Origin of the sequence: Microlunatus endophyticus (assembly GCF_014646195.1) — a bacterium.
Taxonomy (GTDB): domain Bacteria; phylum Actinomycetota; class Actinomycetes; order Propionibacteriales; family Propionibacteriaceae; genus Microlunatus; species Microlunatus endophyticus.
On the sequence record NZ_BMMZ01000003.1, the window covers coordinates 366,218 to 392,988 of the forward strand.

Here is a 26,771-nt window from a genome sequence, read left to right on the forward strand (position 1 = left end):
TCTGCGAGCCGTACGCACCCGGTTGCGACTGCCCGTACTGCGGCTGCTGCCCGTACTGCGGCTGGCCGTACTGCTGACGACCGTTGGCCGGCGGCCCGTACTGCTGGCCGTTGGAGCCCTGGCCATACTGCTGACCGTTCGACGGCTGCCCGTACTGATTCTGGTCGTACTGATTCTGGTCGTACTGGCCCTGGCCGTACTGATTCTGCCCGTACTGACCTTGCCCGTAAGGGCCGGGGCCGTAGCCGCCATGGTTACCCGGGCTCACCGGATCACCCGATGGCCCCGGCGGGATGTCAGGACCGGGCTGGCCGGGTCCGGGCTGTCCGCCGGGCAGCCCCGGCGGGTTGGGCTGATGACCCGGGGGCATACCGTCGGCTCCCGGCGACCCGGGGATGCCACGGGTCGGCGCGTTCGGATTCTTCGGCGGCTTGACCGGCGGCAGCTCCGACGGCTTGCGGGTCGACGACCCGGTCCACGGCGGGCGGGCCGGACGGATCTTGAGCGCCTTGAAGACTTCGGCAACTTCCTTCTTGTCCAACGTCTCCCGCTCGAACAGCGCGCGGACCAGGCTGTCCAGGACCTCGCGGTTCTCGTTGAGGATGTCGAACGCCTCCTGATGGGCGTTGTTGATCAACAACGCCACCTCGGAGTCGACCACCCCGGCGACTTCCTCGGAATAGTCGCGACCGTGACCGTAGTCGCGGCCGAGGAAGGGCTCGGAGTTGTCCTGGCCGTACTTGACCGCGCCCAGCCGCTCGGTCATGCCGTACTGGGTGACCATCGCGCGGGCCAGATTGGTGGCCTTCTCGATGTCGTTGGAGGCGCCGGTGGTCGGGTTGTGCAGCACCAGCTCCTCGGCAGACCGGCCGCCCATCATGTAGGCCAGTTGATCAAGGAGCTCGGCACGGGAGTTGGAGTACTTGTCCTGCTCCGGCAGCACCATGGTGTAGCCGAGGGCCCGGCCACGCGGCAGGATGGTGACCTTCTGTACGGGATCGGTTCCGGGAAGCGCCGCGGCCACCAGGGCGTGCCCGCCCTCGTGATAGGCCGTGATCAACTTCTCCTTCTCGTCCATCAACCGGCTGCGCTTCTGCGGACCGGCGACGACACGGTCGATCGCCTCGTCCAGGAAGCTGTTGGTGATCACCGAGACGTTGGAGCGGGCGGTCAGCAGGGCCGCCTCGTTGAGCACATTGGCCAGGTCGGCGCCGGTGAAGCCCGGGGTGCGGCGGGCGACCGTCGCGAGATCGACACTGGGGTCCATCGGCTTGCCCTGGGCGTGCACCTTGAGGATGTCGTAGCGGCCCTTGAGATCCGGGGCCTCGACGGAGATCTGCCGGTCGAACCGGCCGGGGCGCAGCAGCGCCGGGTCCAGCACGTCCGGACGGTTGGTCGCAGCGATCAGGATCACGCCGCCGCGGACGTCGAATCCGTCCATCTCGACCAGCAACTGGTTCAGGGTCTGCTCGCGCTCGTCGTGGCCGCCGCCCATGCCGGCGCCACGATGGCGACCGACGGCGTCGATCTCGTCGATGAAGACGATCGCCGGTGCGTTCTCCTTGGCCTGCTCGAACAGGTCGCGGACCCGGGAGGCGCCGACACCGACGAACATCTCGACGAAGTCCGAACCGGAGATCGAGTAGAACGGCACCCCGGCCTCACCGGCGACCGCGCGGGCCAACAGCGTCTTGCCGGTACCGGGCGGGCCGTAGAGCAGGACGCCCTTGGGGATCTTCGCGCCGACCGCCTGGAACTTGGCGGGCTCGGCGAGGAACTCCTTGATCTCCTCCAGCTCCTCGATCGCCTCGTCGACGCCGGCGACGTCACCGAAGGTGGTCTTGGGAGTGTCCTTGTTGGCGATCTTGGCGCGGGATTTGCCGAATTGCATCACCCGGCCGCCGCCACCCTGGACGGAATTGATGAAGAAGAAGAACAGCACGCCCAGCAACAGGAACGGGATCAGCGTTCCGAGGAGAGTGGAGAAGAAGCTCGGGGTGGGGTTGCTGCCGACCCAGCTGTCCAGCGTGTGGTTGTCGACCCGCTTCTGCAGGTCGGCCGCCAACTGGGTGCCCTGGTCGCCGACCCAGACCGCCTCGATCTTGGTGCCGTTGTCCTCGGTGATCTGGATCTTCTGGTCACCATCGATCAGCTGGACCTGCTTGAGGTGCTGGGTGCCTTGGATCAGCGAGACCGCCTGGGAGGTCGGGACCTGCTTGTAGCCGTCGCTGCGGTTCACCAGTTCGACGATCACCGCGATTGCGACGATGGCCACGACGAACCACAGCAAGGGGCCCCGAAAGATGCGCTTGACGTTCATGACCTGCCTTGAAGGTTCCTGTTCGGGCGTGCGGGTCGGATGGAAGTCCCCAGAATTATCCGACCGTACACGCGAGTAAGGCTAGCCACCGAATCCAAAGTTGCATTCGTCCGTCTCGCTGCCGCTGCCGCGATCTGGGTTGGGTGGCTTGCGTTGACTACCATCTCAGTTCAGTCCATGGGCCGCCGGACGGCGGTTGCTTCGCAGGCTCCGCAACCACGCAACCACCTCAGCTGTAAACGTGAGGAGAGAGGGTGCCGACGGAGGTCAGGTTGCGGTAGCGGCCGTCGTAGTCCAGGCCGTAGCCCACCACGAACTCGTTGGGGATGTCGAAGCCGATCCAGCGGACGTCGACCCCGCTCTTGGCTGCCTCCGGCTTGCGGAACATCGTCATGATGTCCAGGCTGGCCGGATCGCGCGAGCGCAGGTTGCTGATCAGATAGGACAGCGTGAGACCGGTGTCGATGATGTCCTCGACCACCAGCACGTGCCGACCGGAGATGTTGGTGTTGAGGTCCTTGAGGATCCGTACGACGCCCGAGGACTGAGTACCGGAGCCATAGGACGAGATGGCCATCCAGTCCATGTCGCAGTGGATGCTCAGCGCCCGGGACAGATCGGCCATCACCATCACCGCGCCGCTGAGAACGCCCACCAGGAGCAGGTCCTTGCCCTCGTACTCGGTGTCGATCTCGCCGGCCAACTCCTTCAGTCGGGAGGCGAGCTGGTCGGGGGTGTAGAGCACCTTGGTCAGTTCGTCGCCGACGTCTGCGGAATCCACGGTCAGTCAGCGTACGCGACCGGCGGTCCGGCGTGCATTTCACCGGTCCAGATCCTCTCAGGGGCCGATTCGCGGTAGCTGGAGCGAAACTGGACCGCAGAAATACTCACCGATCGCTATCGTCCGGACCGTGGCTGACGACCCGTTCTCCGATCCCCGCCTGGTCGGCCTGTACGACCGGGACAACCCCGGCGGCGCGGACCACGACTTCTACCGGGCGTTGGCCGACGAGATCGCAGCCGGGACGATCGTCGACCTCGGCTGCGGAACCGGCATGTTGACCGTCACACTGGCGGACCACGATCGGACGGTGATCGGTGTCGATCCCTCTCCCACCATGCTCGACTTCGCCCGGCGACGATCAGGCGCCGCCGCGGTCACCTGGGTCGATGGAGATGCGTCGGTGATCGATTCCGCGCTCGGCGAACAGCGCGCGGATCTGATCATCATGTCCGGCAACACCGCCCAGCACATCCTCGGCGCGGATTGGAGCGCGACCCTGGAACAGGTCCGTGACGGCCTCCGTCCCGGCGGCCTGCTGGCGTTCGAGAGTCGCAATCCTGACAACCGGGCCTGGGAGGACTGGACCGAAGAGCGGACGATAGGCAGCCGGGACACGCCGGTCGGCCGGATGACCGAGTGGCTCGAGCTGATCTCGGTCACAACCGAGGAAGTCACCTTCGACGCACACAATCTCTTCGAGGTCACCGGCGAGGATGCGGTCTACCGGAGCACCCTGGCGTTTCGCACCGCGCAGGAGTTGACCGCCGACCTGGCCGTTGCCGGACTCACCGTCCGCTCCATCACCGGCGGCTGGTCGCAGGAACCTGTCACCCCGGCGAGCCGGATCTACGTGGTCACTGCGGTTCGGGAGTAAGCAGCGTGCCGCGGCGTTGCACCGTCAGTCCCGGTAGGTCGATCGGGCCCTGCCCGTGCCAGTCCGTGATCAGTGCCGCTACCGCCCGGATGCGTTCATAGGACGTCTCGGTTGCCCCGGAGGACGTCAGCCAGGATTTGATCACTCGCGTCTGCAGTGCGGCGTCGGCGCCGGCCAGCACAGCACAGTCCAGGTCGCTCCCCCACCGGGCCGACGCCAACAGATCGTCCGCGAGCCGGTCGAGGAGATCGGCATCGGCACGTACGAGATCAGCGGTCCTGGCCAGCGCCTCGGCAATCCCGGGGCCTAACTCGGACTCCAGCACCGGCAGTACTCGGGCCCGGAGCCGGGAGCGGGTGAAACGCGGATCGGCATTGTGCGGATCGTCCCAGAAGTCCAGCCCGAGCTCGGCACAGGCCGCCCGGGTCCGAGCACGTCGGATGCCGAGCAGCGGACGGAGCCGGTGCCCCGAGCGCACGGACATCCCGGCCAGCGACCGTGGCCCCGAGCCCCGGGCCAGACCGAGGAGCACCGTCTCGGCCTGGTCGTCGAGGGTGTGACCGAGAACAAGATCAGCTCCGCGTCCGGCCGCTTCGTGGTCAAGAACCGCATACCGGGCGGTGCGGGCCTCGGCCTCCGGCCCGGAACCTGTTCCGACCGAGACCCTGGTGATCGTGATGTCGTCGTAGCCAAGATCAACAAGCTGATCGCGTACGGCTCGAGCCCGGTCCGCGGAGCCGTCCTGCAGGCCATGATCAACAGTGACAGCCGCGAACGGCTGCTCCGTCGAGCTGCAGACATACGCCACCGCGAACGCCAGGGCGAGGGAATCGGCGCCGCCCGAGACGGCGGCGACCATCGGATGGCCAGCGACAGCTCGGACTGCCTGGACGATCTCCAGTGTCGCCGGGCCCAGCGCCTTTCGCGCCACTCAGAGGCCGTGGTTGCGGGCGACCCAGAGATCGGGGTCGGCGATCTCTGCCGGTGTGGGCAAGGTCTGCGGATTACTCCAGACCTTGTTGAAGCCGTCCATCCCGACACGCTCGATCACCCGGTTGCAGAAGCGGGCCCCGTCGCGATATTGCCGCATCTTGGCGTCCAGGCCGAGCAGCTTGCGGACGATCCGATCCAGACCCTGGGACTGGCGGCGTACGTCGAAGCGGGCGCGGATGGTCTCGATCGACTTGATCACGTCGGGCTTGACGCTGTCCATCACCACATCGGCATGGCCCTCGAGCAGGCTCATCACCGCCGTGATCCGCTCGACGGTCGCCCGTTGATCAGGAGTCTGGACCAGATCGACGATGGAGAATTCTTTGTTGCCGCGGATCGCCTCGCCGATCGTCGAGACCGCGTTCTTGATCATCTCCAGTACCGCTGCCGGATCAAGATCAGCGGCGCCGACGATCTCCTGCACCTGCGAGTTCAGATAGTCGCGCAACCACGGTACGGCGGTGAACTGGACCCGGTGGGTCTCCTCGTGCAGGCAGACCCAGAGCCGGAAGTCGTGCGGATCGAGTTTGAGCTCGCGCTCGACCATCACCACGTTGGGCGCGACGAGCAGCAGCCGTCCGCCCGGCTCGTCGACCGCGCCGGCGTAGAAGGGGTCGAACTGGCCGAGGATCTTGGGCGCCAGGTAGCTCAGCAGGGCGCCGACCTCGGCGCCGCTGACCCGCGCCGTGACAGCCTGCATCTGCCCGCCGGCGCGGCCGGTCGCGGCGATCTTGGCCGCGGCCTTCTCGGTCAGCGGTTCCATGATCGTCCGGAACGCGTCGGCATTGGCCTGGATCCAGCCCGGCCGGTCCACGACGAGCACCGGTGCGGTGGCGCTCGGCACCCGCAGCCCGGTCACCTCCTGGACGTAGACCTCGGCCCGCTGAGCGGCGTCCCGGAGCTCGGCGACGGCCGAGAGGGCACCCTCCATGGAGATCTCGGGTCCGGGCTTGACCAGCTTGCGTGCGGTCGTGACCGCGACATCCCAGTCGACCATCGTCGTACTCATAGCCCGCACTCTATGCGCGCCGCCGGTCGCGGACGTGAACCCGCGCACCCTGATCGACCCCGGAAAGCACTAGGTGGCCAGCAGCGTACGCAGCCGGTCGATGGTCTGTTCCCAGCCGGGCCTGATGCCGATCGCGAGCAACTCACGGATCTTCTCGGCCGGGAGGTCGTGCATCGCCAAGGTGAAGATCAACTCGGTCTGACCGTCGCCGTACGGCTCGAACCGGACGGTGACCAGCGGCGCGTCGGCGGGTCGATGGCCCTGGTCGGCCCAGCTGAAGCGGAGCAGGTGCGGCACCTCGACGTCGGTGAAGATCCCTTCGGTCGGGTAGCGCTCCCCCGTCAGGTCGTTGACCATGGTCAGCCGCCAGAATCCGCCCGGCCGCAGGTCGACCGAGATGGTGTCGCGGGGCGTTGTCGTGCCTTCCGGACCCCACCAGGTCATCCGGTCCGGCTCGGTCCAGCAGGCGAATACGATCTCCGGCGGCGCGTCGAGGATCCGGGTGATGGTGAACTCCTGATCGGCGACGGGCACGGGCTCAGCCATAGGTCGGCTCCTGCGGCCAGCCCTCGGGAGAGTCCTCCCAGTCCTGGCGGCGTCCGTACGGCGTCAGGTCGAGGATGTTGTGCAGGAACATCAGCCGGTCCACACCGCGCGATCCGGTCGTGTAGGTGCGGTAGATGTCGTCGCCGGCGCGCAGGTAGACCATCAGCATGAAACCCACGACGCCGTTGTCGGCGAAGAAGGTGGTGCCGCGGGACGAAACGAACGGCATCGTCCAGCCCTCACGGGCTGTGATCTCGGTGATCTGTTCGATCGGCATCTCGGAGATGTGTGCCCAGCTGACGCCCTCCCGGGCCAGAGTCCCGAGGTTGACGACGTTGCGGGTGAAGTGGGTGCAACCCGGGCACTGATTGCCCGGGCCGGCGTCCATGAACTGGTAGACCACCAGTTCGTTGTTGTCGCCGAAGAGGTCGAGCAGCGTGGTGGTGCCGTCCGCGGTCGTGAATTCGTAGTTGCCGAAGCGCATCGCGGGCAGCCGGCGGCGCCGGGCGGCCAGCGCGTCCAGCGAACGCGTCGCCTGCTTCTCCAGCACCATCAGCTCGTCGCGTGCCTGCTGCCACTCCTGCGCCGACACAACCGGCGGCAGTGCCGGGGCGGCGGACCGGGTCGGTTGACCGATACTCGATTGATCGGTGGTCGTCATGATCAGTCCTTTCCCTCGTGATCGGGTCGTGCATCAGGATCGGATCCCTGCATCCTGCGCAGTTGGTCCTCCAAGCGGTCGAAGCTCGCCTCGAAGAACCGGCGATATTGCTGCAGCCACGCCTCGGCGTCCTGCAGCGGAGCGGGATTGAGCGCGCAGGGCCGGGTCTGCGCCGCGCGGCGCTTGGTGATCAGCCCGGCCGATTCCAGCACCTTCAGATGCTTGGAGATCGCCGGGAGGCTGAGCTCATGCGGCGCCGCCAGCTCGTTGACCGTCGCCTCGCCCTCGGACAGCCGGGCGAGCATCGAGCGGCGCGTCGGATCGGCCAGAGCGGCAAACGTGCGGCTCAGAGTGTCCGGCTCAGCAGTGACGGTCATCTCGTACTTTCTCGATCAGTTAATTATCCAGTGAGCTAAGTAGAGCAGCCACCGATCACGCTGTCAAGACGTACGAAACGACCGCGGCGGGGTGCCGTTCCGCCTACGATGAACCAGCGGCTCGATCCTGGCCGCCTGGGGGAACAGGACTGTTTGTGCAGGAACCATTCGCACGCCCGATCGCCGTGGTCGTGGTCAACTACGCCTCGATCGGGCTGATCGAGACCAATTTCGCCGCGCTCTCTGGTGCGCCGGACTGCCGCGTCGTCGTAGTGGACAACTTCACCACCGCCGACGAGCAGCAGCGTGTCCGAGAGGTCTGCGTCCGGCACGGCTGGGAGCCGGTGCTGTCGCCGACGAACGAGGGATTCGGTCTCGGCGTCAATGCCGGTGTTCGCCGCGGTCGAGAGCTCGGCGCGGACGCCTTCCTCTTGATCAATCCGGATGCGATCGTCGATGTCGCGACGCTGACGGCATTGCACGAGCACGCGGTCAGCCAGCCTGATGCCCTGGTCGCACCTCGGGTGATCAGGCCTGACGGGACTGCCTGGGCAGCCGGGTCGGCGGTCGACCTGCGGACCGGGCACATCCGCGGTCGGGCCGGACTTCGTGATCTTGGACCGTACGAGATCGGCTGGCTGACCGGAGCCTGCCTGGCGCTGTCCCGGGAACTGATGGACCGGGTCGGCGGCATGGCCGACGGCTACTTCCTCTACTGGGAGGACGTCGACTTCAGCCGTCGGATCCAGGAGCTGGGCGGCACGCTGGTCGTCCGCGAGGACCTCACGGTCACCCACGATGAGGGAGGCACCCAGCGCGACGGCAATGACCGGCGACTCTCCGATCTCTATTACTTCTACAACTGCCGCAACCGCTTGGTCTTCGCCTCCCAGAACCTGGCACGGCGGCTGGTGCTGCGGTGGATAGCGACGACTCCGCGAGAGAGCTGGCAGATCCTGCTCCGTGGCGGTCGGCGGCAGTTGCTGCACACGCGCTCACCATTGCGCGCGGCGGTCGCCGGCTCGTTGGCTGGCTTGCGGATCGCACTGCGTGGACTGGTCCGCCCCCAACGACCGACCGCGAGAACGGCGGCCACGGAGGCCGAAACTTCGGACTCCTGGCCGATCACCGCACTGATGTCCTTCCCGGCGACACCGCCGAAGGGCAATCCATACCGGCTGCTGCTCGAGCAGGGCCTTCGCACGGCCCCCGGATTGACGATCAAGCACTTCTCCTGGCGGACGGCGCTGTTGGACGACTACGACGTCTTCCACGTGCATTGGCCGGAGATCCTCCTGGAGGGCACGACCCCACTCAAGACCGCAGTACGTCGGCTGCTGTTCGTGCTGTTCATGATCAGGATGCGGCTGCGCAGGGTGCCGATCGTGCGGACCATGCACAACCTTGAACTGCCCCAGGGAATCGACCCGATCGAGGTGGGGCTGCTGCACGTGATGGAGCGCCGGACAGCACTGTGGATCCGGCTGAACACCAGCACCGACCTACCGGCGAACCGACCCGGGGCAACGATCCTGCACGGTCACTACCGCGACTGGTACGGGCGCTACCCGACCCAGCCAACAGTGCGAGGCAGAGTCGTCTTCCAGGGCCTGGTGCGTCGCTACAAGAATGTCCCCGCGCTGGTGGAGGCGTTCCGAGATGTGGCGGACCCGGAGGCCAGCTTGCACGTGCTGGGCAAGCCGTCGACAGCCGAGCTGGACGCCCAGATCCGATCCGCTGCGGGAGACGACCACAGGATCGATCTGCAGTTGGGCTTCGTCGAAGAGTCGGATCTGGTCGCCGAGATCACTGCAGCAGAGCTGGTGGTCCTCCCCTATCAGGAGATGCACAATTCGGCGGCGGTGCTGACCGCACTGTCGCTGGACCGGCCCGTTCTGGTGCCTGACAACGAGGTCAACCGCAAGCTTGCCGCGGAGGTCGGCCCGGGCTGGGTGCACACCTACGCGGGCGAGATCAGCGCTGCGGCGATCGAGGAAGCGCTGGCCTCCGTGCGGGCCGGACACCATGCGGAACGACCCGATCTTGAGGCACGGGACTGGGACCTGGGTGGAATCCAGCACGCCAATGCGTACCGACGCGCCGTGCGCTCGGTAGGGCCGATCCGATCGGCCCGGTCGGGTCCGGATCAGGAAGCACAGCCGCACGACGCAACGGCCGCGGACACACGGTCCAGCCAAGCCACGGCGCTGTAGTCGTTCTTTGCGTGGTTGACGACGAAGGCGAAGATCAACAACTCGCCGTCGCGGGTGGAGGCGTAGCCCGCCAGGGAATGGACGCCGGTCAGCGTCCCGGTCTTGGCTCGTACGAGGCCCTGTCCCTTCTCCGCCAGCTTCCCTTCATCGAACCGATACTTCAGGCTGCCCTCGACCCCGGCCACTGGGAGACCGGTGAACACCGGGGCGAGGTCGGGCTGGTCGCCATCGATGCCCAGACGCAGGACCTTGACGAAGGTGTCGGCGGGGATCCGGCCGTCCCGGGAGAGCCCGCTGCCGTCGTATATCTTGGTCCCGGGTGTCCAGGCGCCGAGGATGGTCAGCACCTTCTTGATCGAATTCAGCGCGTTGGCGATCGTCCCCGGCTTGTGGTCGGCGATCGCGACCTGACGGGCGACGACCTCGGCGGCGTCGTTGTCACTGGCCATCAGCAGCTTCTCGATGATCTTGGACAACGGAAGCGAATCGACGCCGGCCACCTCATCGGCGTGGGATGGAGCCTTGGCCGCAGACACCTTGGACACCTTGATGCCGTAGCTGCGCAGCAGTTTGGCGAATTCGGCGGCCGCCGACTCTGCCGGATCAGGCTGCCGGGGCCCCTCGGAGCCGTACAGCCGCCCCTCGTTGACCCAGAGCGCGCTCGTCCGCGTCACAACCGTCGAATAGCCCGACGGCCAGGTCGGATTCCAGGACGGCCCGGGAAACAGCGATGCGTCGTAGCCGAGCCGGACGCTGGTGACCTTGTCCGACTTGAGCGCCTTGGCGGTCGCCGCAGCCAGCGCCTGGAGAGATGCCTGACCCGGGAGGGTCGCCTGTTTCTTGGTCGCAGTGAGATAAGGGTCGCCGCCGCCGACCAGATCGATCCGGTGGACGGGCTTGCCTTTGCTGGTGGTCGAGGCATCGACAACCGAGGTCCGGAAGTGATGCTGCGGGCCGAGCAGTTTGAGCGCCGCCGAGGTCGTCAGCAGCTTCGTCACCGAAGCGGGGATCAGCCCGGTGCTGCTGCCCGAGGAGTAGAGCAGTTTGCCGGTCTGGGCAGACATGACGGCAGCGGACACGGCAGCGCCCTTGACCGTGCCGGCCGAAGCCACCTTCGCCGCCACCGCTGCGGAGTGGCTGGTTGCCGGCTTCGTCACCGGATTCAGCACCGGGTCCAGCGCGGACGCCGGGGACGCGGTCGGACTGGGGATCGGCACGGTAGCTGACGGCGTGCCGGCTCCCGAGGGAGTGGCCGCGGCAACCGAACTCGGCGCCGCCCCGGTCCCGGGCAGCGAGGAGTTGTTGTTCGGAGCGAGCCCGCAGCCGGCCAGGGCGACGACTCCGACGAGCGCGGCCGCTACCGCGCCCATCAGTTTGACCCGTCGAGCGGCCACCCGAGACCTCGCCTGCCATCCGTCCGTGCACCCCACCGGGTGCGAGAAGTGAGAGTGCTCACAGTAGCCGCCCGAGCAGTGACTGCCGACTGAAGGATCCGGGGGCTTTGGCGATACGCTCGTAGCTTGTTGCCCGCAACGCGCCACAAGCGCTTCACAGCGGCACAGAGCCAGAGACAGAAAGGCCCGTTGGACCCGTGACCGACATCAATCCGGGCGCAGCCCCCTCCATCCCGACCAAGCCGCTCAGCGGACTGACCTTCGACGTCACCGTGGAGATCCCCAAGGGTCAGAAGAACAAGTACGAGGTCGACCACAAGACCGGCCGGATCCGGCTGGACCGTACGCTCTTCACCTCGACCCAGTATCCGGCCGACTACGGCTTCATCGAGGAGACCCTCGGCCAGGACGGCGACCCGCTGGACGCGCTGGTCCTGGTCTCGGAACCGACGTTTCCGGGTTGTTTGATCAAGTGCCGCGCAATCGCCATGTTCCGGATGACCGACGAAAAGGGCGCCGACGACAAGGTGCTCTGCGTCCCGGCCGACGACCAGCGCCGTGATCATCTGCGCGATGTGACCGACATCCGGCAGTACCAGTTGCTGGAGATCGAGCATTTCTTCTCCGTCTACAAGGACCTCGAGCCGGGCAAGTCGGTCGAGGGCGCCAGCTGGACCGGCGTCGAGGACGCGGAAGCCGAGATCCTGGCCAGCTTCGAGCGGCTGCGGAAGGCCGGACCCGAGGCGTTCGAGCACTGAGATCCCGTTTCTTGAGATCGCCTGATCCCTTGCTGTCGCGGAGCTGAGATGGCGCAATATCTGATCTTGGTGACCCCGTCGGCGAATCGTGTCTTCGCCGGGCAGGCCGCCGGTCTGTCCGCGATCGAGCTGGAGATCTGCGCAGGCTCCGCCGCAGCCGTCTCAGGAGTGCAGACGGTCGCCGGCGTCGACTACGTCGGCTTCGAGACCGACGACTACCCGGCTGTCTCGGGGGTGGTCTCCCGGTTGTCGTCGGCGTACGCGGTTTTCGAACGGGTCGGCGCCGATGGGGTCGAGCTGCTCCGTCCGGTCGAGTTGGTCGACACCGACCGCTTCGCCGACGACCTGGTGACCATCCCGAAATACCAGGGCAAGACCAACGAGCAGTTCACCCGTTTGCTGATCAACATCACCGCGGCGTCGATGACCCGCGACGCGTCCGGTCCGATCACCCTGCTCGACCCGCTCGCCGGCCGCGGCACGACGCTGAGCGTCGGCCTCACCCTCGGCTACGACGTCGCCGGCGTCGAGTCCGATGTCAAGGCGGTCGAGGCGTACGCCGCGTTCCTGAAGACCTACCTGCGGCGCAAGCGGCTCAAGCACAAGGCCTCGATGGACCCGGTCCGGCGCGAGGGGCGCAGCCTGGGACGCCGGCTGCAGGTCGAGGTGACGCCGGAGCCGGGTGATCGCCAACAGCAGCTCACCGTTCTTACTGGGGACACCCGGCAATCGGCTGTCCTGTGGGGAAAACGCAAATTCGATCTTGTCGTCGCCGATGCCCCGTACGGAGTGGTGCACGGCAGTGCCGACCGCGGCGGCCGGGACAGATCCTCCGCGGGGTTGCTGGCCGACGCTCTGCCGGTCTGGGCCGGACAGCTCAAGCACGGCGGCGCGCTCGGCCTGGCCTGGAACACATACGGGCTGACGCGCGAAGAGCTGACCGCGATTGCTGACGGGGCCGGTCTGGAACCGATGGACGACGGGCCTTATCTCCGACTCGGGCACCGGGTCGACTCATCGATCTTCCGCGACGCGTTCGTCGCTCGCAAGCCCTGATGATCGACTACTTATGATCAACTACTTATGATCAACTACTTATGATCAACTATCGGTGATCAACTGGCAGCAGGCGCGTGCAGCGGTGCCCACTTGCGCAGATCGAGATCGACCAGTCGCAGCAACAGCCTGCGGTCGGCCGCCAGCACCCTGCTGACCCGGTCGATCACCTCGCCAGGGATGGGCTCGCCCCCGAATGATGCCGGGGCCGGACGGGTGAGCAGGCGCTCCCGCAGGCGTTCCGGAAGCCTGCGCTCACTCCACTCCGAGAGCCGCGGACGGCGGTCAACTGCCACACCCAGCCTGTTGGTCGTTCGGTGGCTGGGAGTCACGTGGTAGTGCCGATCAGCGTCCGGATTGTCGTAGGGATCCAGCCCGAGGAACTCCGCGGTGCGGGCCAACACGCCGGCCGGGTCGTCGCGTAGATCCTCGGTGAGCAGCACCAGGATCTGATCGGCAGGAAAGTGCCGCCGATAGTTGAGCAGCTCACGTCCGTACAGGCTGGTGCGCACATAGATCGACCTGGTCCTGATCGCCTCCGCGGGTGGCCGGACCGAACGCCCACGGACGACCGTATGTGCGTAGTGGCTCCGGATCCGTTCGACCGGATCCCGGAGCAGGTAGATCAATTTCGCGTTCGGGGCATGCTGGTGGATCAGCCGCGGGACTCCCGGGAAATTCGCGCTCTTGGTGTAATTCGTCGTCGCCTCACCCAGCAGCGCCCCAGGCTCCGCGTCCGCGAACAGTGACCGGTACCAGTCGAAGCCCCTCGACCAGTTCCGGCGCTCGACGAAGAAGTTCGGCTCCTTCATCGTCGACATGAAGACGCCCGGGTGGCTGGCCAGGTGCTGGTAAAGGGTCGTCGTCCCGCACTTCATCGCGCCGATGATGATGAAATCAGGAATCTCCCGAGGCATGGGCCCGGAAGGTAGCACTCCGGAGCCACAGGAGAGTTAACGCAAATGGCCCGCGACCCGACGTGCCATCAGGCGAACAATTCGGCGAACCACTCCAAGCGACGGCCGGTGTTGTAGTCGCCTCCACCCTCATGATCGTTGTGCGTGTACACATCGATCGACTTCTCGGGATTTCCGCCGTCCTCGCCGTAGAAGTTGTAGGCGGCGTAGACCGTCGACGGCGGACAGGTCAGGTCCATCAGCCCGACCGAGAACAGCGCCGGCGCTTTCGCCCGCTTGCCGAGATTGACGCCGTCGAAATACGACAGCGTGCGGTACGCGACCGGGACCAGGTCGCGCCAGCCCGCCAGGTAGCGGGTGATTTCGTGGTAGGGATCCCGGTCGGTGATCTGGATGGCGCGAGCGAAGTGGGAGAGGAACGGCACATTCGGCGCACATCCAGCAAGATCGATTCCGACGTAGGGCGCCAGTCCCGCAGCGGCGATCGACAATCCGCCACCCTGACTGCCGCCGGTGACGACGATCTTGGACGAGTCGACCAGCGGATTGCCGCGGACGGCCTCGAGGCAGCGGACGGTGTCGGTGTAGACGCGCCGGTAGTAGTACGCCTTCGGGTCGGTCAGGCCGGCTGTCATGAAGCCCGGGGTGTGGTGCAGGCCCGCGTCACTGCTCAGGTCCGGGGTCGACTCGTAACCGCCGCTTGCCCAGCCTTGACCGCGGGTGTCCATGATCACGTACGCCCAGCCGGCGGCTGCGAAGGTCTGCCGGGAGAACGGCAGTCCGCGCCCGCCGGAGTAGCCCAGATACTCCACGACGGTCGGCAGCGGACCTTCGGCGCCGGCCGGTGTGATGAACCATCCCTTGACCCGGGTGCCCCCGAATCCGGAGAAGGTCAGATCGTAGGTGTCGAACACCGGCGTCCCGGTCTCGATCTTGACGAACGTCGGGTCAAGATCGAACTGTCCTGCCTCGGTGAGCGTCGAGGTCCAGAACTCGTCGAAATCGTCCGGCTCGGCCACCGTCGGCCGATATGCCTGGAGTTGATCAAGAGCCATGTCGAATTGCGCCATGGCTGTTGATCCTAGAGTCGCTCTGATCTTTCGCCCGACGAGACTGTCCACCATCTCGTAGGGTGATTGCATGGCTGACCATCGTCTGCTGCTGCTGCGTCATGCGCAGGCTGCCGATTACGCGTCCGGGGTCAAGGATCACGAGCGTCCGTTGACCGACTTCGGAATCGAGCAGGCGACTGCTGTCGGTGCTGCACTCCGCGGCCGCGGCGTACGGATCGAGCAGGTCCTGTGTTCTTCGGCGACCCGGACTCGACAGACCTGGAACGCCCTCGGTATCGATGCACCGGTCGAATACAGCGACAGCATCTACAACGCCGGCGCTGATTCGATCTTGGACTCGGTGCAGCTGCTCGACGAGGCGGTGGGCACCGCACTGGTGATCGGACACGGACCTGGAGTGCCGACCCTGGCTGTCCAGTTGGCCGGCCCCGGATCAGATCAGCACGGCCTCGACGTGATCATCACCCGCTATCCGGTCGCCACGGTGAGTGAGTTCGACGTCGACGGGCCCTGGGCAGATCTTCGGGTTGCCAGGCTCAACTGGCTACGGCTTGCCGCGTGACCCGAGTGATGAAACGGTGCACGACGCTGAGCTGACCAAAAGATTACGGCGACTTTTGCAGGTTTCGGTCAGTAACGCCCACGTCGCCCCCGCTGGCGCGCTAACATCAGTGCATCTCGGGGGAGAAATCTACGAAGTGTTTCCGCGTCTGCGGTGCGCTGCGTAGTGTCTTGGTCTTGCCAATCCCTCCTCCGTGATGCACAACACGCCGCCTGAGGCGTGCATATCGGGGGATATCGGGGGATATCAGGCATGTCAGTTACTGACAATGCCGTCGCGCTCCTCGGCGAGACCAGACTGGCCATTGCCGAGGAGCACGACGGTGTACACACCGTTGCGGCCGAGACCGCAGACTTCATGGGCGACGCGCTGGAGCGTCAGGCTCGACGATTCGCCAACAGAGCCACTGACTTCCGCACCTGGAGCCAGCGCTATCTGCGCCGGGTGGTCGGAGTTGACGCGCTCGCCGGGCTTGCTGCCGTCATGGTTGCGGCGCTGGTGCCACGCGGGCTGCGCCCCCAGGAACTCAACGAGTGGTTGCTGCTTGGCGCCATCGGACTGGTTGCCTGGCCCTTCTGGGTCGGGGCATCGAAGGGCTACCGCCGAAAGCACGTCGGCGTCGGCAGCACCGAGATCGCAGCGGTGGTCCGAGCCCTGGCAGTGGTGATTGTCGCGGCGGCCCTGCCGACCGCGTGGTTCGGTACCGAAGGCCTCCTCAAGTCGGTTGCCGTCGCGGCGCCGGCTGCGGCGTTTGCAAGCACTGGCGCCCGGGTCGCGTGGCGCCAGCATCTCCGTAAGTCGCAGCGATCCGGTGGCAATCTGCGCCGGGTGATCATGGTCGGCAGCCCTGAAGCCGTCCAAGAGTTGTGTGCCGCCGTCGAGCGCGAACGCACCATGGGCATGCGGGTTGCCGGTGTATGCGTGCCGGCTGCTGAGTTGGATCGGGCTCGCGAGATGGGGCTGCCGGTCGCCGGTGACCTCGATCACGTCGCGGCAATCGCCTCGGAATTGGACTGCCACGCCGTGGCCGTGACGGGTGCTGACGCCATGCGTCCGACATTTGTCCGGAGCCTTGCCTGGTCGCTCGAGAGCGTCGACGTCGACCTCTTGGTGCATCCGGGTCTGGTTGACGTCGCCAGGCCTCGCATGCACATCCAGACCTACAGCAGCACCGCGATGCTGCACGTGGAGCAACCGCACTTCGACGGATTCACGCGCCGCATCAAGCGGGCGATGGACATCGCGATCACCAGTGTGGGTTTGTTGGTGATCGCCCCGTTGTTGGCAATCGTCGCGCTCGTGATCAAGCTCGACGACCGTGGTCCGATCGTCTTCCGGCAAACCCGGATCGGGATCGACGGCAAGCCATTCACGATGTTGAAGTTCCGATCCATGTGCGTCGACGCCGAACAGAAGCTGGCTGCGTTGATGGCCGAGAACGAAGGCGCCGGCCCGCTCTTCAAGATCGAGCACGATCCCCGGATCACTCGTGTGGGCAGGATTCTGCGCAAGTACTCCATCGACGAACTCCCTCAGCTCTTCAACGTCCTGTCCGGGTCGATGTCGCTGGTCGGCCCGCGGCCGCCCCTTCAGTCGGAGGTCGATGAGTACGCCGAATCAGTCCGCCGTCGGCTGAAGGTCGTTCCGGGGCTGACTGGCCTGTGGCAGGTCAGCGGACGGTCGTTGCTCACGTGGGAAGAGAGCGTGCGCCTCGATCTCAAGTATGTGGAGAACTGGTCCATCGGTCTCGATCTGGCGATCATCTTCAAGACCGCGTACGCGGTGTTCGCGAAGCGTGGAGCGTTTTGAGGTCGTGAGACAAGTGATGCGGAGATACCGTTGACGACACTCGGCACCGTATTCGATCGTCGCCAAAACGGGCTGAACCTCCTGCGGCTGATCTTGGCAGCAGGTGTGATCGTTTGGCACGCCTTTCCCCTCTCCGGACACACCCTCGGTTTCGCCCCTGCCAGCCAACTGCTGGGCAATGTTTCGGTCGACGGCTTCTTTGCGATCTCTGGCTTCCTGATCACCGGTTCGTGGCTCAGTCGTCCGCGTCTGTTGTCCTTCCTACGAGCACGCGCGCTCAGGCTGCTTCCAGGCTTCTATGTCTGCTTGCTTTTTACTGCTCTCGTCCTTGCACCGGTCATGGTGACCTTGACAGGAGGAAGCCTGCGGCTTGCTGATGAGCTGGCGTATATGCGGGCCAACGGTCTGCTGTGGGTGACCCGCTACGACATCTCCGGTATCCCCACAGGGGTGCCGTACGAACACGTCTGGAACGGCTCGATCTGGACTCTCGCCTGGGAGGCGATCTGCTACCTCGGCGTAGCCGTACTCGGCCTTATCGGCTTGATCCGACGAGTGCCGGTCGTCATTGCCCTATTCGGCGCCGTGCTTCTCCTTGCGCTAGCAAGAGACCTTGGCGTCGTCCACCACCAGACGTATCTGATCGGGACAGGCGCACGGTTCGCGCTGATGTTCCTCGCTGGCACGCTCATCCAATTGCTGGCTCCCCGGATTCCGGTCACCCCGCTACTGAGCGCGGTTGCGGCCCTATTGGTCGCGGTCGCGGCGTTCTTGCCCGACTACCGCCTGCTGGCCGCGATTCCGTTGGCGTACTTGTTGATCGTGATCGGCGCGGCGATCCGATCACCAAAACTACAACTCCGCAACGACATCTCGTACGGGGTGTATGTATATGCGTTCCCGGTCCAGCAGTCGCTTGCGATGCTCGGCGCCTGGAAGCTCGGCGTGCCCGTGTTTGCCCTTCTCGGAATCCTTATGACAGCGCCGTTCGCAGCAGCGTCCTGGTTCGGCGTGGAACGCCACGCACTTCGCCTGAAGTCCCTTACGTTACGGCGATCCGTCCAGCCAGTCGGCCAGGATTCCTTCGTGAAGATCGGACGCGTCGACTCCTAGACGGCATGCAGCGACGCCGGTTGGTTGACCGGGGTAGTAGGCCGGGCCTCACTCACAAGATTCGCGGTGGGTTACCGAGTAGTGGCTCCCGCTCGGCCTATCCGACAAGCACGCAGGTCTGTCGCAGCGGCGATCGATGGTGTGTCGGGTGAGTTGTTCTAGTCGAGGTTAACTCCTGATCCGGGCAGATCCGGTCCTGGTTGGCCGGTCTGCCGGGTCCGGTCGCGGTGGGTCTATGAGGCGGGGCCGACGGGTTCGGGCCGTCCCGTGTCCTGACCGAGGCCCGGATCCGCTGCGAGATGGTGGCGCCGCCGAAGCTGCAGCGGCCGGCTGGTGATCGGGTCACGGCTGATGCCCGGGATGCGGTGCATCTGGCGCGGCTTTTTCGGCTGGACGATCACACGTCGGTGGCGGGCCGTCGGTCGAGCAGGCGGCAGCAGGGACCTGGTTCGGTGTAGGGAGGACTGCCGAGAGGATCTGCGGCCCCGGCATCGGCTGTCTGTCGACTGTTACTGCGGCATTCACTGTCCGTGGCCAGTTCGGCGATCGCAGCATCCAGCCTCTTGCACGCCATCCGAGCATCGGTTGGGATGCTTGGGTGGCATCTCCGCGCTTGCCGAGAGTTCCGGCTGACCGTGGAGATCGGCGACTGGACCAGTTCACCGGCGCCTCGATCGGCCCGTCCATCGGTCTGGTCCCTGGGAGAGCTGCTCCGACCAATCGCGCAGCCAGGGGCCAAATCACCCAAGACCGGGAACGGCCACGCCCGCCAGCTGCTGGTTACAGTGGCTTGGTACTGCCGGCACCCCTACCGAATCGACAAGCGCCGACCGATTGGTGACGATCTGACTTCTGATATGTCGTGGGTGTTCTGGCGGGGGATGCGACTCCGTTGAACTAGTTAGCGGACGGGCACAACGCTCGACGTCGTGGCATCGTTGTGTATTGCAGACTCCGTGACCCGGCGCGAATCTCCTGCAGCTGCGTGTTCCGGGGACCGATGCGCAACAGGCGATTCCGCAGACCCAAGGATGGTCCCGGTCCCAGACCCGGACTTCCCCTGGGCGCGGTAGTAGTTGTAACCGTCACGTCGGCGCTTGCGCGGCACTCGATTGATCACCACGCCCACGACATGTGCATCGACGGCATTCAGAGCGCCGATGGCATGTGCGATAGCCGGCTTTTTTGTGCGTCCATAGCGCGCAATCATCACGACGCCATCGACCTTGACGGATATCACAGCGGCGTCGGTCACCGGCAGGAGTGGCGGTGTGTCGATCAGCACGATGTCGTACTCCGCGCGGAGCTTGGCCAGCAGGTCTTCCATCCGCGAGCTGCCGAGCAACTCCGACGGGTTCGGGGGAATGGACCCTGCAGACATGATCGACAAGCGGTCAGTGTCTCCCCATGACTGGATGACGTCCGACGGCTCGACTTGCCTCGCCAGCACGTTGGTCAGCCCCACCGCACCCTCGACCCCGAAGTAGTCGGCAATCGACGGACGTCGGAGATCGGCATCGAGCAGGACAACACGATGGCCAGCCTCAGCGAAGGCGACCGCAAGGTTGGCCGACACACCAGACTTTCCTTCGGCGGCTGAAGATGAGGTCACTGCGATCACGCCCAACGGATGATCGACGTCGACAAATTGCAGAGCCGTACGCAGCTTTCGAAATGCCTCGGCCCGTTCGGAGCCGTCCCGCCAATCGGTGATCAGCGGGGAGCGCCCACGCCTTGCCGCGGACCGATCGAAGGGAATCCTGCCCAATCCGGGCAGCGAACCGAGCTGGGCCGCGTCGCGGATCCTGGTGTCGAGGCGATCGCGGGCGATGGCGGCGACCATGCCGATGATCAGGCCCCCGAGGAACCCGCCACCGAGATCGATCTTCTTTTTCGGAGAGTACGGATACTGCGGCACAGCTGCACGACCCGCGATCGCAAAGTCGACAACCGGCTCACCCTGTGCCGACTTGGGCGACAGTTGACGAACGGTCTTGCCCAGCTGTTCGGCCACGGCGTTCGCTATCGCAGCCGCCTGTTTCGGGTTGGTGTTGCTGACGGTGATGGTAGTGAGAACGGTGTCGTTCGTCACGGTTGCCGAGATGGATCCAGCAAGGGTGGTGGGTGTTGTGTCGAGCCTCAGAGAGGCTATAACCGGCTCCAGAACGATCTGTTTTGTTGCGAGCTCTGCGTACGAGGCTAGCTGGGCCTGGGTGTAGTCGCCCCCCTGCGCAAGATCGCCACCGGAGGTCGCCTGCGGAACGGAGAAATAGACTGTTGCGCTCGATCTGTACATGGGCGTCGCGAAGGCGAATGAAGCTGTGCCGAGCGCACAGCCGAGTACGACTGCTACGACCAGGTACACCCACCGTCGCCGTAAGGTGCCCAGGAATTCCGTTAGCGTCATCTGTTACCCCTCGATGGTCGCCGATCGTCCGCCTCGGCTGACCGAGCCAGCCGCTAATTTACCCGACCGGATGGCCGGTAAGACGGTTGCCGACTAATAATCTGCAGAGACTCCTGTGGCCGGAGAGCATTCGAAACCGGCAACACCTGCGGCTTACGAGCACGCAAGGAAGCCTGGGTATACGCAGCCAGCCCGACGGCGAACCAGAAGAAGTCCGTGTACTGGGTGATGAACGCAACCGTTGCCAAAGTCGGGATCTGAGCCGCGAGAGCGATGGTGGCTGGAGTGGCACGTCGTGCGACGACTGTGCCAACGGTAACCAGCAGCCCGACCAGGCCGATCACGAGCGCGAACCAGCCGTAGAGGAGTCCGAGGTAGATGAGCTCGCTGTCAATTGACTGGAAGTTTCCGAAGTAGAGCGTGCCGTCGGTACCACGCACGCCGACAGGCGAGAAGCCTAGTGGGGCGATGTGTGGGACCAAAGCCACCAACCACCCCCGGTAGCTAGCACTGTTCGCGGCCTCTGAGCCGGCATCCGCCAGCGTCGACGAAACGAATGGCCCAAGTGCCGCCACCAAGGCGCAAACCCCGACGATCACAGCGGCTCTGATCTTCGGGGCGAGATCGCGCATCAACACGGCCATCATCAGAACGCCGAGAACAGCCCCGATCATCGAGACTCGGCTGAGCGTCACGACGACGCCTGCGCCCATGATCAGAACCATCAGCATGCGCAGCCAGGTCGGCAGTCTTGCGGCAATGGTCAGCGGCATCGCCAGCGCGACGCTGCTCCCGGCAGCGATCGAGTGCCCGAACGCCCACTCCGCGCGGGACTGGTCACCGCGAGTCTGGATGGTTCCCCAGGTTGTATAGAGCGGATTGCCTCGTGCGAGCAGTGTGACGAACGGGTTGTAGTTGGTCAGAAACTCGATGAGCAGCCCGATTCCAACCAATGCGAAGATCACGGCAACAACCCGGTAGATCCAATCTACGCCGACCAGCCGCGGGAACATCCGTCCAACGATGAAGGGAATAAGCCAGTTGGTCAGTACAACGAACACGGTGGCCCGTGTGCTGCCACCCGTGACTATCGGAATCAGGCAGCTCACGAACAATGCTGCCACGATGAAGTCAGGAAGGCCGAGGCGCGCGGCGGGGTCGTCTCCGAGCAGTCGCGGGAGCACCGCCAACAGTGCGACGATTCCAACCAGGGTCACCGGCATGAAGTAGAGCTTGATCGTCACCCCCATCCAGATCGGGACGAATGCGATCACCACCAGCCAGGCTGCCATGCCCAATCGGGGGCGGGAGTAGATCAGACCGCCCAGCCCGATCGCCGCGCCGAAGGCCACGAGCAGGATTGGCAGATTGGCGAGGTTAAGCGACATCGTCCTGCGCCGCTCGTCTGCGGCCACGGACGGCTCTCCAGCGGGCTCCCTTGGCCTCACCGATGAACTCGCCCAGAAATTGGCGCAACGACGGCGCGGTAGCGATCTCGGTCCTCAACAAGCGATAGCCACGCACGCGCGGCACACGGCCTCCTGCAAGGACCCGTCCTAACAGCCTCGGGAGAACAACACGGCGCCGACGGGTTTGCAGGGGTTGGATCGCGGCCACGTCATCGAGCTTAACCGGATGTAGCTCGACAATTCCGGCCATCTGCGCCGCCATCAAAGCCTCGTGGCCACGGCGGGTACGTGCGATGACCGCCGAATTCCCCGTAGATTCGCTGAACTGGGGATAGCCACGTGAATCGGCATTCCAGAAGTCCCCAACCGCAATATCGGCATGCTCGCCAGTTCCATCTGGGCAGATCTTGCACCGAGGCTGAATGTGCGGGCCGAGGTGCTCGCCCCATGACTCCTCGTAATCAACTTCCGCGACGGTGCCCTGCCGGTCGCGAACAGAGAACATGCCTGGCCAGCCATTGCCTCGATACCTGACTGAGTCGACCTCCGCACCCCCTGCCAGCTTGTCCACGAGCGCATCCGTTGCCAGTTGGGACGGAACACCCGCGCAGAAGAAGGACAGGATGAACGGGGAGTCCGCCGCTGGCCTGTGCTCAGTCGCGCTGCGGACCGCGTAAGCCTCACAGGGTTTGCCCACGAACGCCACATCCGTTCGGCCGGAATCGACGTCGTACGCGGCGGCCACCCCAACCGGTGCGTACCTCGATCCTGACGCAGCGAGCGCGTCGGCCCGGGACCGGATCTTTACCGGAACCGTTCGCGACGGCTGTGTTCGCGACGCCGCTGCACCGACCACCTCGGTCGCACGTCCTGACTCGACAAGCCATGACGACAATGCCGTCAGCACACCTGCACTGCTGCCGATGTGTCGAACCTGATCATCTGAGGCCCAACCGGACCACGCGGATACGTACAGTCCAAGGGTGGGATGCCGGTTTACGACAGGGGTCTGAGGGGGACGGATCGTCACGCCGGGGCAGCTCCGCCGAAACCGCCGGCGCACATCGGCAGAATCTGGTCTCCCACCGCCGACCCATGCTGGCCGGGAGAAGCCCTCAGCATCAAGCCGCATCTCCACGTTGTCCGACAGCGCGGCACAAAGTCCGCAGCCCGAGCAGTTGCCCGCTGCGACGACACGGGCGACGGCCTGCTCAAAGTCAGATTTGACCGCCATCGCGGGGCGCCCGGCTTTGGAGCGGGTCATGTCCAGCTTGATCACCGGGCGAGTGCCTTCCGTGCCACGGCGAAGACCTCCGAAACGTCACGCCGGATCGGCTTCACCAACAGCGCTGCCGCATACACGACGCCAACAGCGGCGGCCGCTGCCAGCGCCTGGACGAGCGACGACGTGTGCAGGAGGTCAACCATCAGTCGCCCGACAAGCGCGGCCGGCACCGCACAGGCCAGGATCCGTCCCGCCCCCAGCCATAGCTGTCGCTTCGGCAGATCTGTCAGACGGCCCAGCCACCACAGCGACAACGGCCAGGCCAATCCAGGGGCGATCGCGTAACCGACAGCCACTCCGAGAAGACCGAACTGGCTGCCGCCGACGACACAAACGATCTTGATCGCCAGGCTCATCAGGGAATACCGAAAGAGCTGCGGCGTCAGACCGCGCGCCTGATAGACCCAGCTACCGACATAAGCCAACGTCTCGAAGGCACCGGCACACGCCAATGCCGCGACGATCGGACCCGTCTGGCCCCACTGGCGGCCTAAAAAGATCATTACGATCGGAGTCGCAGCAGCGAATACCAAGGCCATTCCGGGGACCAGCGTGTAGCCGAAGATCACCTGCCCCTTCACGACATAGCCGTTTGCACGGTTCGGATCCGCACGCAGCCGGGAAAGAACAGGAACCGCGATGTTGTTTGTTGGCCCACGCAACTGTCCCAACGGGCGCATCAGAAGCTGGAATCCACGACTGTAAATGCCCAGCGGCGCTGCGCCGAAGCGAAAACTCACGGTCAAGGTATCCACATTGGAGTTCATGTAAGCCACCAGCTGGCTCGCGGCAAGATTCCACCCATAGTGGATCATGGGGCGCACCGCCCGGATCGGCCCAGGTCGCAACGGCAACCATCTGGTCGCCGAAACCAAGATCAACAACCCGACACCCGCCTGGACAAGTTGCTGCGCCACGAGCGCCCAGTAGCCCGCTCCCAGCAGGGCGGCGCCGATCGCGACGACGACTCCGAGGACCTGACTGATGACGTCTCTGACCGTGGTCGTAGTAAATCGAAGATCGCGCACGAGGTGGGCGCGGTACTGCGCCGCCATCCCGTTCAGCAGAAACGTGAATGCCAGAGCATGTGTCATCCCGACGAGCTCTGGATATCCGAACCCACGTGCAATCAATGGCGCACCCAGCAGCGCGACGCCCGTCAACACCGCACCGATACCGGTGTTCAGCCAGAACAAAGTCGCGCGCTGCCCTTGATTCAGTGAATCGGCCTGGATCGCAGCCGTGGACAAGCCGAAATCGCGGAAGATCTCGCCGACTCCGACAACCGCCATCACCATAGCGAGCAGGCCATAATCCGTGGGGCTCAACAGACGTGCCAACACGGCGGTTGAGGCAACCTGCAACAGGAGCCGAGCACCCTGACCGAGATAGACGACGGACGCGCCTCGAGCGGCCCTCCGCCCGAGGTCACCCGAATCCGGGGCTCCTGAGGTTGAGCCTTCGGTGGTATTGGACATCTGGGTGCTCACGCGACCACGCGTTCCAGTTGATCGTAGACAGGCTCGAGCAGCCCGTGAGCGCGATCTCGCACCTGCGCCGAACTCGCTGCCAAGGTCGGATCGTCAACCGCCGAGATGATGCGGTCAGCCATGGATGCGTCGCGACTGCGCAGGTCCACGCCTTGTCGCCAGTTCAACTGTCCGAGCAACGGCTCGAACTTGCGAGAGTAGCTGAGCGGCACAGCTGGCACTCCAAGCGACAGCGCGTTAAGGCAAGCGTGCATCCGAGATCCGATCACGATCCTCGCCGAGGCAATGTGGCGACGCGCCTCGTCAAGGGAGCCCGGAATGAGGATCTCCGGCCGACCGTGGCCTCGCTCCTCCAGCATCGACGCGAGCTCGGCATTCGCCGGGACATCATTGTCCGGGTCGGGTGAATCGATGACGTGGGACAACAGTGTCAGCTGCCGACCGGCACTGACCAGGCGCTCACTGAGGCTCATGATCAGTCTTTGATAGTGAGCATGGTCGACGTGGCTGTTCGGACGCCAGAGCAAGCCGGACACATTCAGCAAGACGTCCCGCTCAGTATCTGGCTCAGCTCTGTCGATCGCGAATACGACGTCTGTGCCGAGGACGTCGACCGGCCGTCCCAAACGCCGCGCAGCATCCGCGCTTTCCGGATCGCGTGCCATGACACTCACAGCGTTATGCAGCGCGCGTCGAGCCAGCAAGCGTCCGCGGCGGGTCGTGAACGGGCCTATCGTCTGTGGTCCAAAGGTCACCGGCACCTTTGCCTTGCGAACGATCTCCTGCATGAGGTTCATGGTTAACAATCGCCCGAGGCCGTAGATATCGGCGAAGCTGTCGCCCGCCCGGGTGTCGATCACGATGTCGAAAGTCCGGACCCAGTCGACCAGCCCGTCGCTGTCCCGAATCAATCGGCGCACTTGAGGCTTCGGTGCACCGATCCGCGTTGGTGCATCGCCGGGGCCGTAACCCTGATGCATCACCTGGACGTCGGGTTCAAGCCGCCGCAACAGTGCCTCGGTACCAGCGCCCAAAGCACGCACCCCAAGGTTCGACGAGCCACCGTCAGCCCACAGGACAAGGGCCCTCATACGTTGCCTGAGAACTGCAGGACTGTTTGCCCGTTGCCGTACTGCACCTGGATGGTGATCGGCTTGCGATCCGCCTTGGCGATCGTGAACACGTACGTGCCCTTCGCCGAGTCTCCGGCAGCAAGAGATCCGTCAAGCGGAGCGTACGGCGAGCCTGTGGCCAGGATGCCCGGCGACCCCTTGGATCCGTCCAGATTGATGGTGACGGTCGAGAGGTCGAGCGAGCTCGTGCTGCCATTCTTGATCCTGACAGTCAATGCCAGCGCAGGGCCACCCACTTCACCTGGGCCGACCGGCTTAGCGGTAACTGCGCGGACAGTAGTCACGTTGACCTTGACACCGTTCTCGAACTTAGCCGAACCCGTCAGCGGAACGTGCTTGCGATAGCTGATCTTGTGGGTTTTGGCGTGTTGCTTGGTGCTTCCGTGCGGGTGCACCTTCGATGACGACTTCTCGACAGGAGTCGGGCCGGCCGAACTTGATTTGCCGCTGGGTTTGCTGCTCGGCGTCGAATTCACCGTCTGCCCGCCGGACGGTCCGGTTGGCTGCACACTCTGCGCGCAGGAGACTGCCCCAAGTGCGAGAACTGCCACGGCTGCGGCCAAGCCTCCTCTGCGGACCCACATTGTG

General features: G+C 65.1%; 22 protein-coding genes and 1 pseudogene. 7 read left to right on the forward strand and 16 right to left on the reverse strand.

Annotation, left to right across the window (positions count from 1 at the left end; all coding sequences use genetic code 11):
- Positions 1–217: 217 nt before the first annotated feature.
- A pseudogene (gene ftsH / locus IEY07_RS08575) lies at positions 218–2,320 on the reverse strand (ATP-dependent zinc metalloprotease FtsH); the annotation flags it as partial.
- A 229-nt stretch (positions 2,321–2,549) separates the two neighbouring features.
- Positions 2,550–3,101, reverse strand: a complete 552-nt coding sequence (gene hpt, locus IEY07_RS08580; RefSeq protein ID WP_188894765.1) for a hypoxanthine phosphoribosyltransferase — start codon at positions 3,099–3,101, stop codon at positions 2,550–2,552.
- Between the two features lie 130 nt (positions 3,102–3,231).
- Here hpt and IEY07_RS08585 point away from each other — a divergent pair, with 130 nt between their 5' ends.
- A complete protein-coding gene (locus IEY07_RS08585; protein WP_188894766.1) occupies positions 3,232–3,978 on the forward strand; it encodes a class I SAM-dependent methyltransferase in 747 nt (248 codons plus the stop codon).
- Here the strand turns inward: IEY07_RS08585 and tilS are convergent.
- From tilS to IEY07_RS08610, 5 genes are all read right to left on the reverse strand, one after another.
- Positions 3,959–4,909, reverse strand: a complete 951-nt coding sequence (gene tilS, locus IEY07_RS08590) for a tRNA lysidine(34) synthetase TilS (protein ID WP_229669861.1) — start codon at positions 4,907–4,909, stop codon at positions 3,959–3,961. The genes IEY07_RS08585 and tilS overlap by 20 nt on opposite strands.
- On the reverse strand, positions 4,910–5,980 hold the full coding sequence (locus IEY07_RS08595; protein WP_229669862.1) for an Rv3626c family coenzyme F420 biosynthesis-associated protein: 1,071 nt from the start codon (positions 5,978–5,980) through the stop codon (positions 4,910–4,912).
- Positions 5,981–6,049: 69 nt separating this feature from the next.
- Positions 6,050–6,526, reverse strand: coding sequence for an SRPBCC family protein (locus tag IEY07_RS08600; protein WP_188894767.1), 477 nt, complete (start codon positions 6,524–6,526; stop codon positions 6,050–6,052).
- Positions 6,519–7,187: a DUF899 family protein gene (locus IEY07_RS08605; protein ID WP_188894768.1), complete on the reverse strand. Its 669-nt coding sequence runs from the start codon at positions 7,185–7,187 to the stop codon at positions 6,519–6,521. Before IEY07_RS08605 ends, IEY07_RS08600 begins: the two co-directional genes overlap by 8 nt.
- Positions 7,188–7,189: 2 nt before the next feature.
- Positions 7,190–7,564 (reverse strand): ArsR/SmtB family transcription factor, encoded by a 375-nt coding sequence (locus IEY07_RS08610; RefSeq protein WP_188894769.1) that lies wholly within the window; start codon positions 7,562–7,564, stop codon positions 7,190–7,192.
- A gap of 155 nt (positions 7,565–7,719) precedes the next feature.
- Between IEY07_RS08610 and IEY07_RS08615 the strand changes: the two genes are divergently transcribed.
- Positions 7,720–9,777 carry a glycosyltransferase gene (locus tag IEY07_RS08615; protein ID WP_188894770.1) on the forward strand — a complete coding sequence of 686 codons (2,058 nt, stop codon included), beginning with the start codon at positions 7,720–7,722 and terminating at the stop codon, positions 9,775–9,777.
- On the opposite strand, the gene dacB is transcribed toward IEY07_RS08615, so the two are convergent.
- Positions 9,711–11,171 (reverse strand): D-alanyl-D-alanine carboxypeptidase/D-alanyl-D-alanine endopeptidase, encoded by a 1,461-nt coding sequence (gene dacB / locus IEY07_RS08620; RefSeq protein ID WP_188894771.1) that lies wholly within the window; start codon positions 11,169–11,171, stop codon positions 9,711–9,713. The two genes, IEY07_RS08615 and dacB, sit on opposite strands and share 67 nt — an antisense overlap.
- 197 nt (positions 11,172–11,368) lie before the next feature.
- Between dacB and IEY07_RS08625 the strand changes: the two genes are divergently transcribed.
- Together IEY07_RS08625 and IEY07_RS08630 are read left to right on the forward strand one after the other, a co-directional pair.
- Positions 11,369–11,929, forward strand: a complete 561-nt coding sequence (locus tag IEY07_RS08625) for an inorganic diphosphatase (RefSeq protein WP_373288816.1) — start codon at positions 11,369–11,371, stop codon at positions 11,927–11,929.
- Positions 11,930–11,977: 48 nt separating this feature from the next.
- Positions 11,978–12,985: a TRM11 family SAM-dependent methyltransferase gene (locus tag IEY07_RS08630; RefSeq protein WP_188894772.1), complete on the forward strand. Its 1,008-nt coding sequence runs from the start codon at positions 11,978–11,980 to the stop codon at positions 12,983–12,985.
- A gap of 59 nt (positions 12,986–13,044) precedes the next feature.
- Here the strand turns inward: IEY07_RS08630 and IEY07_RS08635 are convergent, their stop codons facing one another.
- Both IEY07_RS08635 and IEY07_RS08640 read right to left on the reverse strand, forming a co-directional pair.
- Complete coding sequence (locus IEY07_RS08635; protein ID WP_188894773.1) at positions 13,045–13,902, reverse strand: sulfotransferase domain-containing protein; 858 nt, start codon at positions 13,900–13,902, stop codon at positions 13,045–13,047.
- Positions 13,903–13,970: 68 nt separating this feature from the next.
- The gene (locus IEY07_RS08640) at positions 13,971–14,972 is read right to left on the reverse strand and encodes an acetylxylan esterase (protein WP_188894774.1); all 1,002 of its coding nucleotides are present in this window, start codon (positions 14,970–14,972) and stop codon (positions 13,971–13,973) included.
- A 70-nt stretch (positions 14,973–15,042) separates the two neighbouring features.
- On the opposite strand from IEY07_RS08640, the gene IEY07_RS08645 reads away from it, so the two are divergent.
- From IEY07_RS08645 to IEY07_RS08655, 3 genes are all read left to right on the forward strand, one after another.
- Entirely contained in the window at positions 15,043–15,537 is a 495-nt protein-coding gene (locus tag IEY07_RS08645) for a SixA phosphatase family protein (protein WP_188894775.1), read from the forward strand.
- 252 nt (positions 15,538–15,789) lie between these two features.
- A complete protein-coding gene (locus tag IEY07_RS08650; RefSeq protein WP_188894776.1) occupies positions 15,790–17,346 on the forward strand; it encodes a sugar transferase in 1,557 nt (518 codons plus the stop codon).
- Positions 17,347–17,376: 30 nt separating this feature from the next.
- Positions 17,377–18,459, forward strand: coding sequence for an acyltransferase family protein (locus IEY07_RS08655; protein ID WP_188894777.1), 1,083 nt, complete (start codon positions 17,377–17,379; stop codon positions 18,457–18,459).
- Between the two features lie 901 nt (positions 18,460–19,360).
- Here IEY07_RS08655 and IEY07_RS08660 read toward each other — a convergent pair.
- From IEY07_RS08660 to IEY07_RS08685, 6 genes are read right to left on the reverse strand one after another with little or no spacing between them, the layout of a single operon-like run.
- Positions 19,361–20,866, reverse strand: a complete 1,506-nt coding sequence (locus IEY07_RS08660) for a tyrosine-protein kinase domain-containing protein (RefSeq protein WP_188894778.1) — start codon at positions 20,864–20,866, stop codon at positions 19,361–19,363.
- A gap of 53 nt (positions 20,867–20,919) precedes the next feature.
- Positions 20,920–22,281, reverse strand: coding sequence for a hypothetical protein (locus tag IEY07_RS08665; protein WP_188894779.1), 1,362 nt, complete (start codon positions 22,279–22,281; stop codon positions 20,920–20,922).
- The gene (locus IEY07_RS08670; protein ID WP_188894780.1) at positions 22,244–23,554 is read right to left on the reverse strand and encodes a Coenzyme F420 hydrogenase/dehydrogenase, beta subunit C-terminal domain; all 1,311 of its coding nucleotides are present in this window, start codon (positions 23,552–23,554) and stop codon (positions 22,244–22,246) included. The genes IEY07_RS08665 and IEY07_RS08670 overlap by 38 nt, the downstream gene beginning before the upstream one ends.
- Positions 23,551–25,050, reverse strand: a complete 1,500-nt coding sequence (locus IEY07_RS08675) for a lipopolysaccharide biosynthesis protein (RefSeq protein WP_188894781.1) — start codon at positions 25,048–25,050, stop codon at positions 23,551–23,553. The genes IEY07_RS08670 and IEY07_RS08675 overlap by 4 nt, the downstream gene beginning before the upstream one ends.
- Entirely contained in the window at positions 25,047–26,141 is a 1,095-nt protein-coding gene (locus IEY07_RS08680) for a polysaccharide pyruvyl transferase family protein (protein ID WP_373288818.1), read from the reverse strand. Before IEY07_RS08680 ends, IEY07_RS08675 begins: the two co-directional genes overlap by 4 nt.
- Entirely contained in the window at positions 26,138–26,734 is a 597-nt protein-coding gene (locus IEY07_RS08685) for a DUF3712 domain-containing protein (protein WP_229669864.1), read from the reverse strand. Before IEY07_RS08685 ends, IEY07_RS08680 begins: the two co-directional genes overlap by 4 nt.
- Positions 26,735–26,771: the final 37 nt, after the last annotated feature.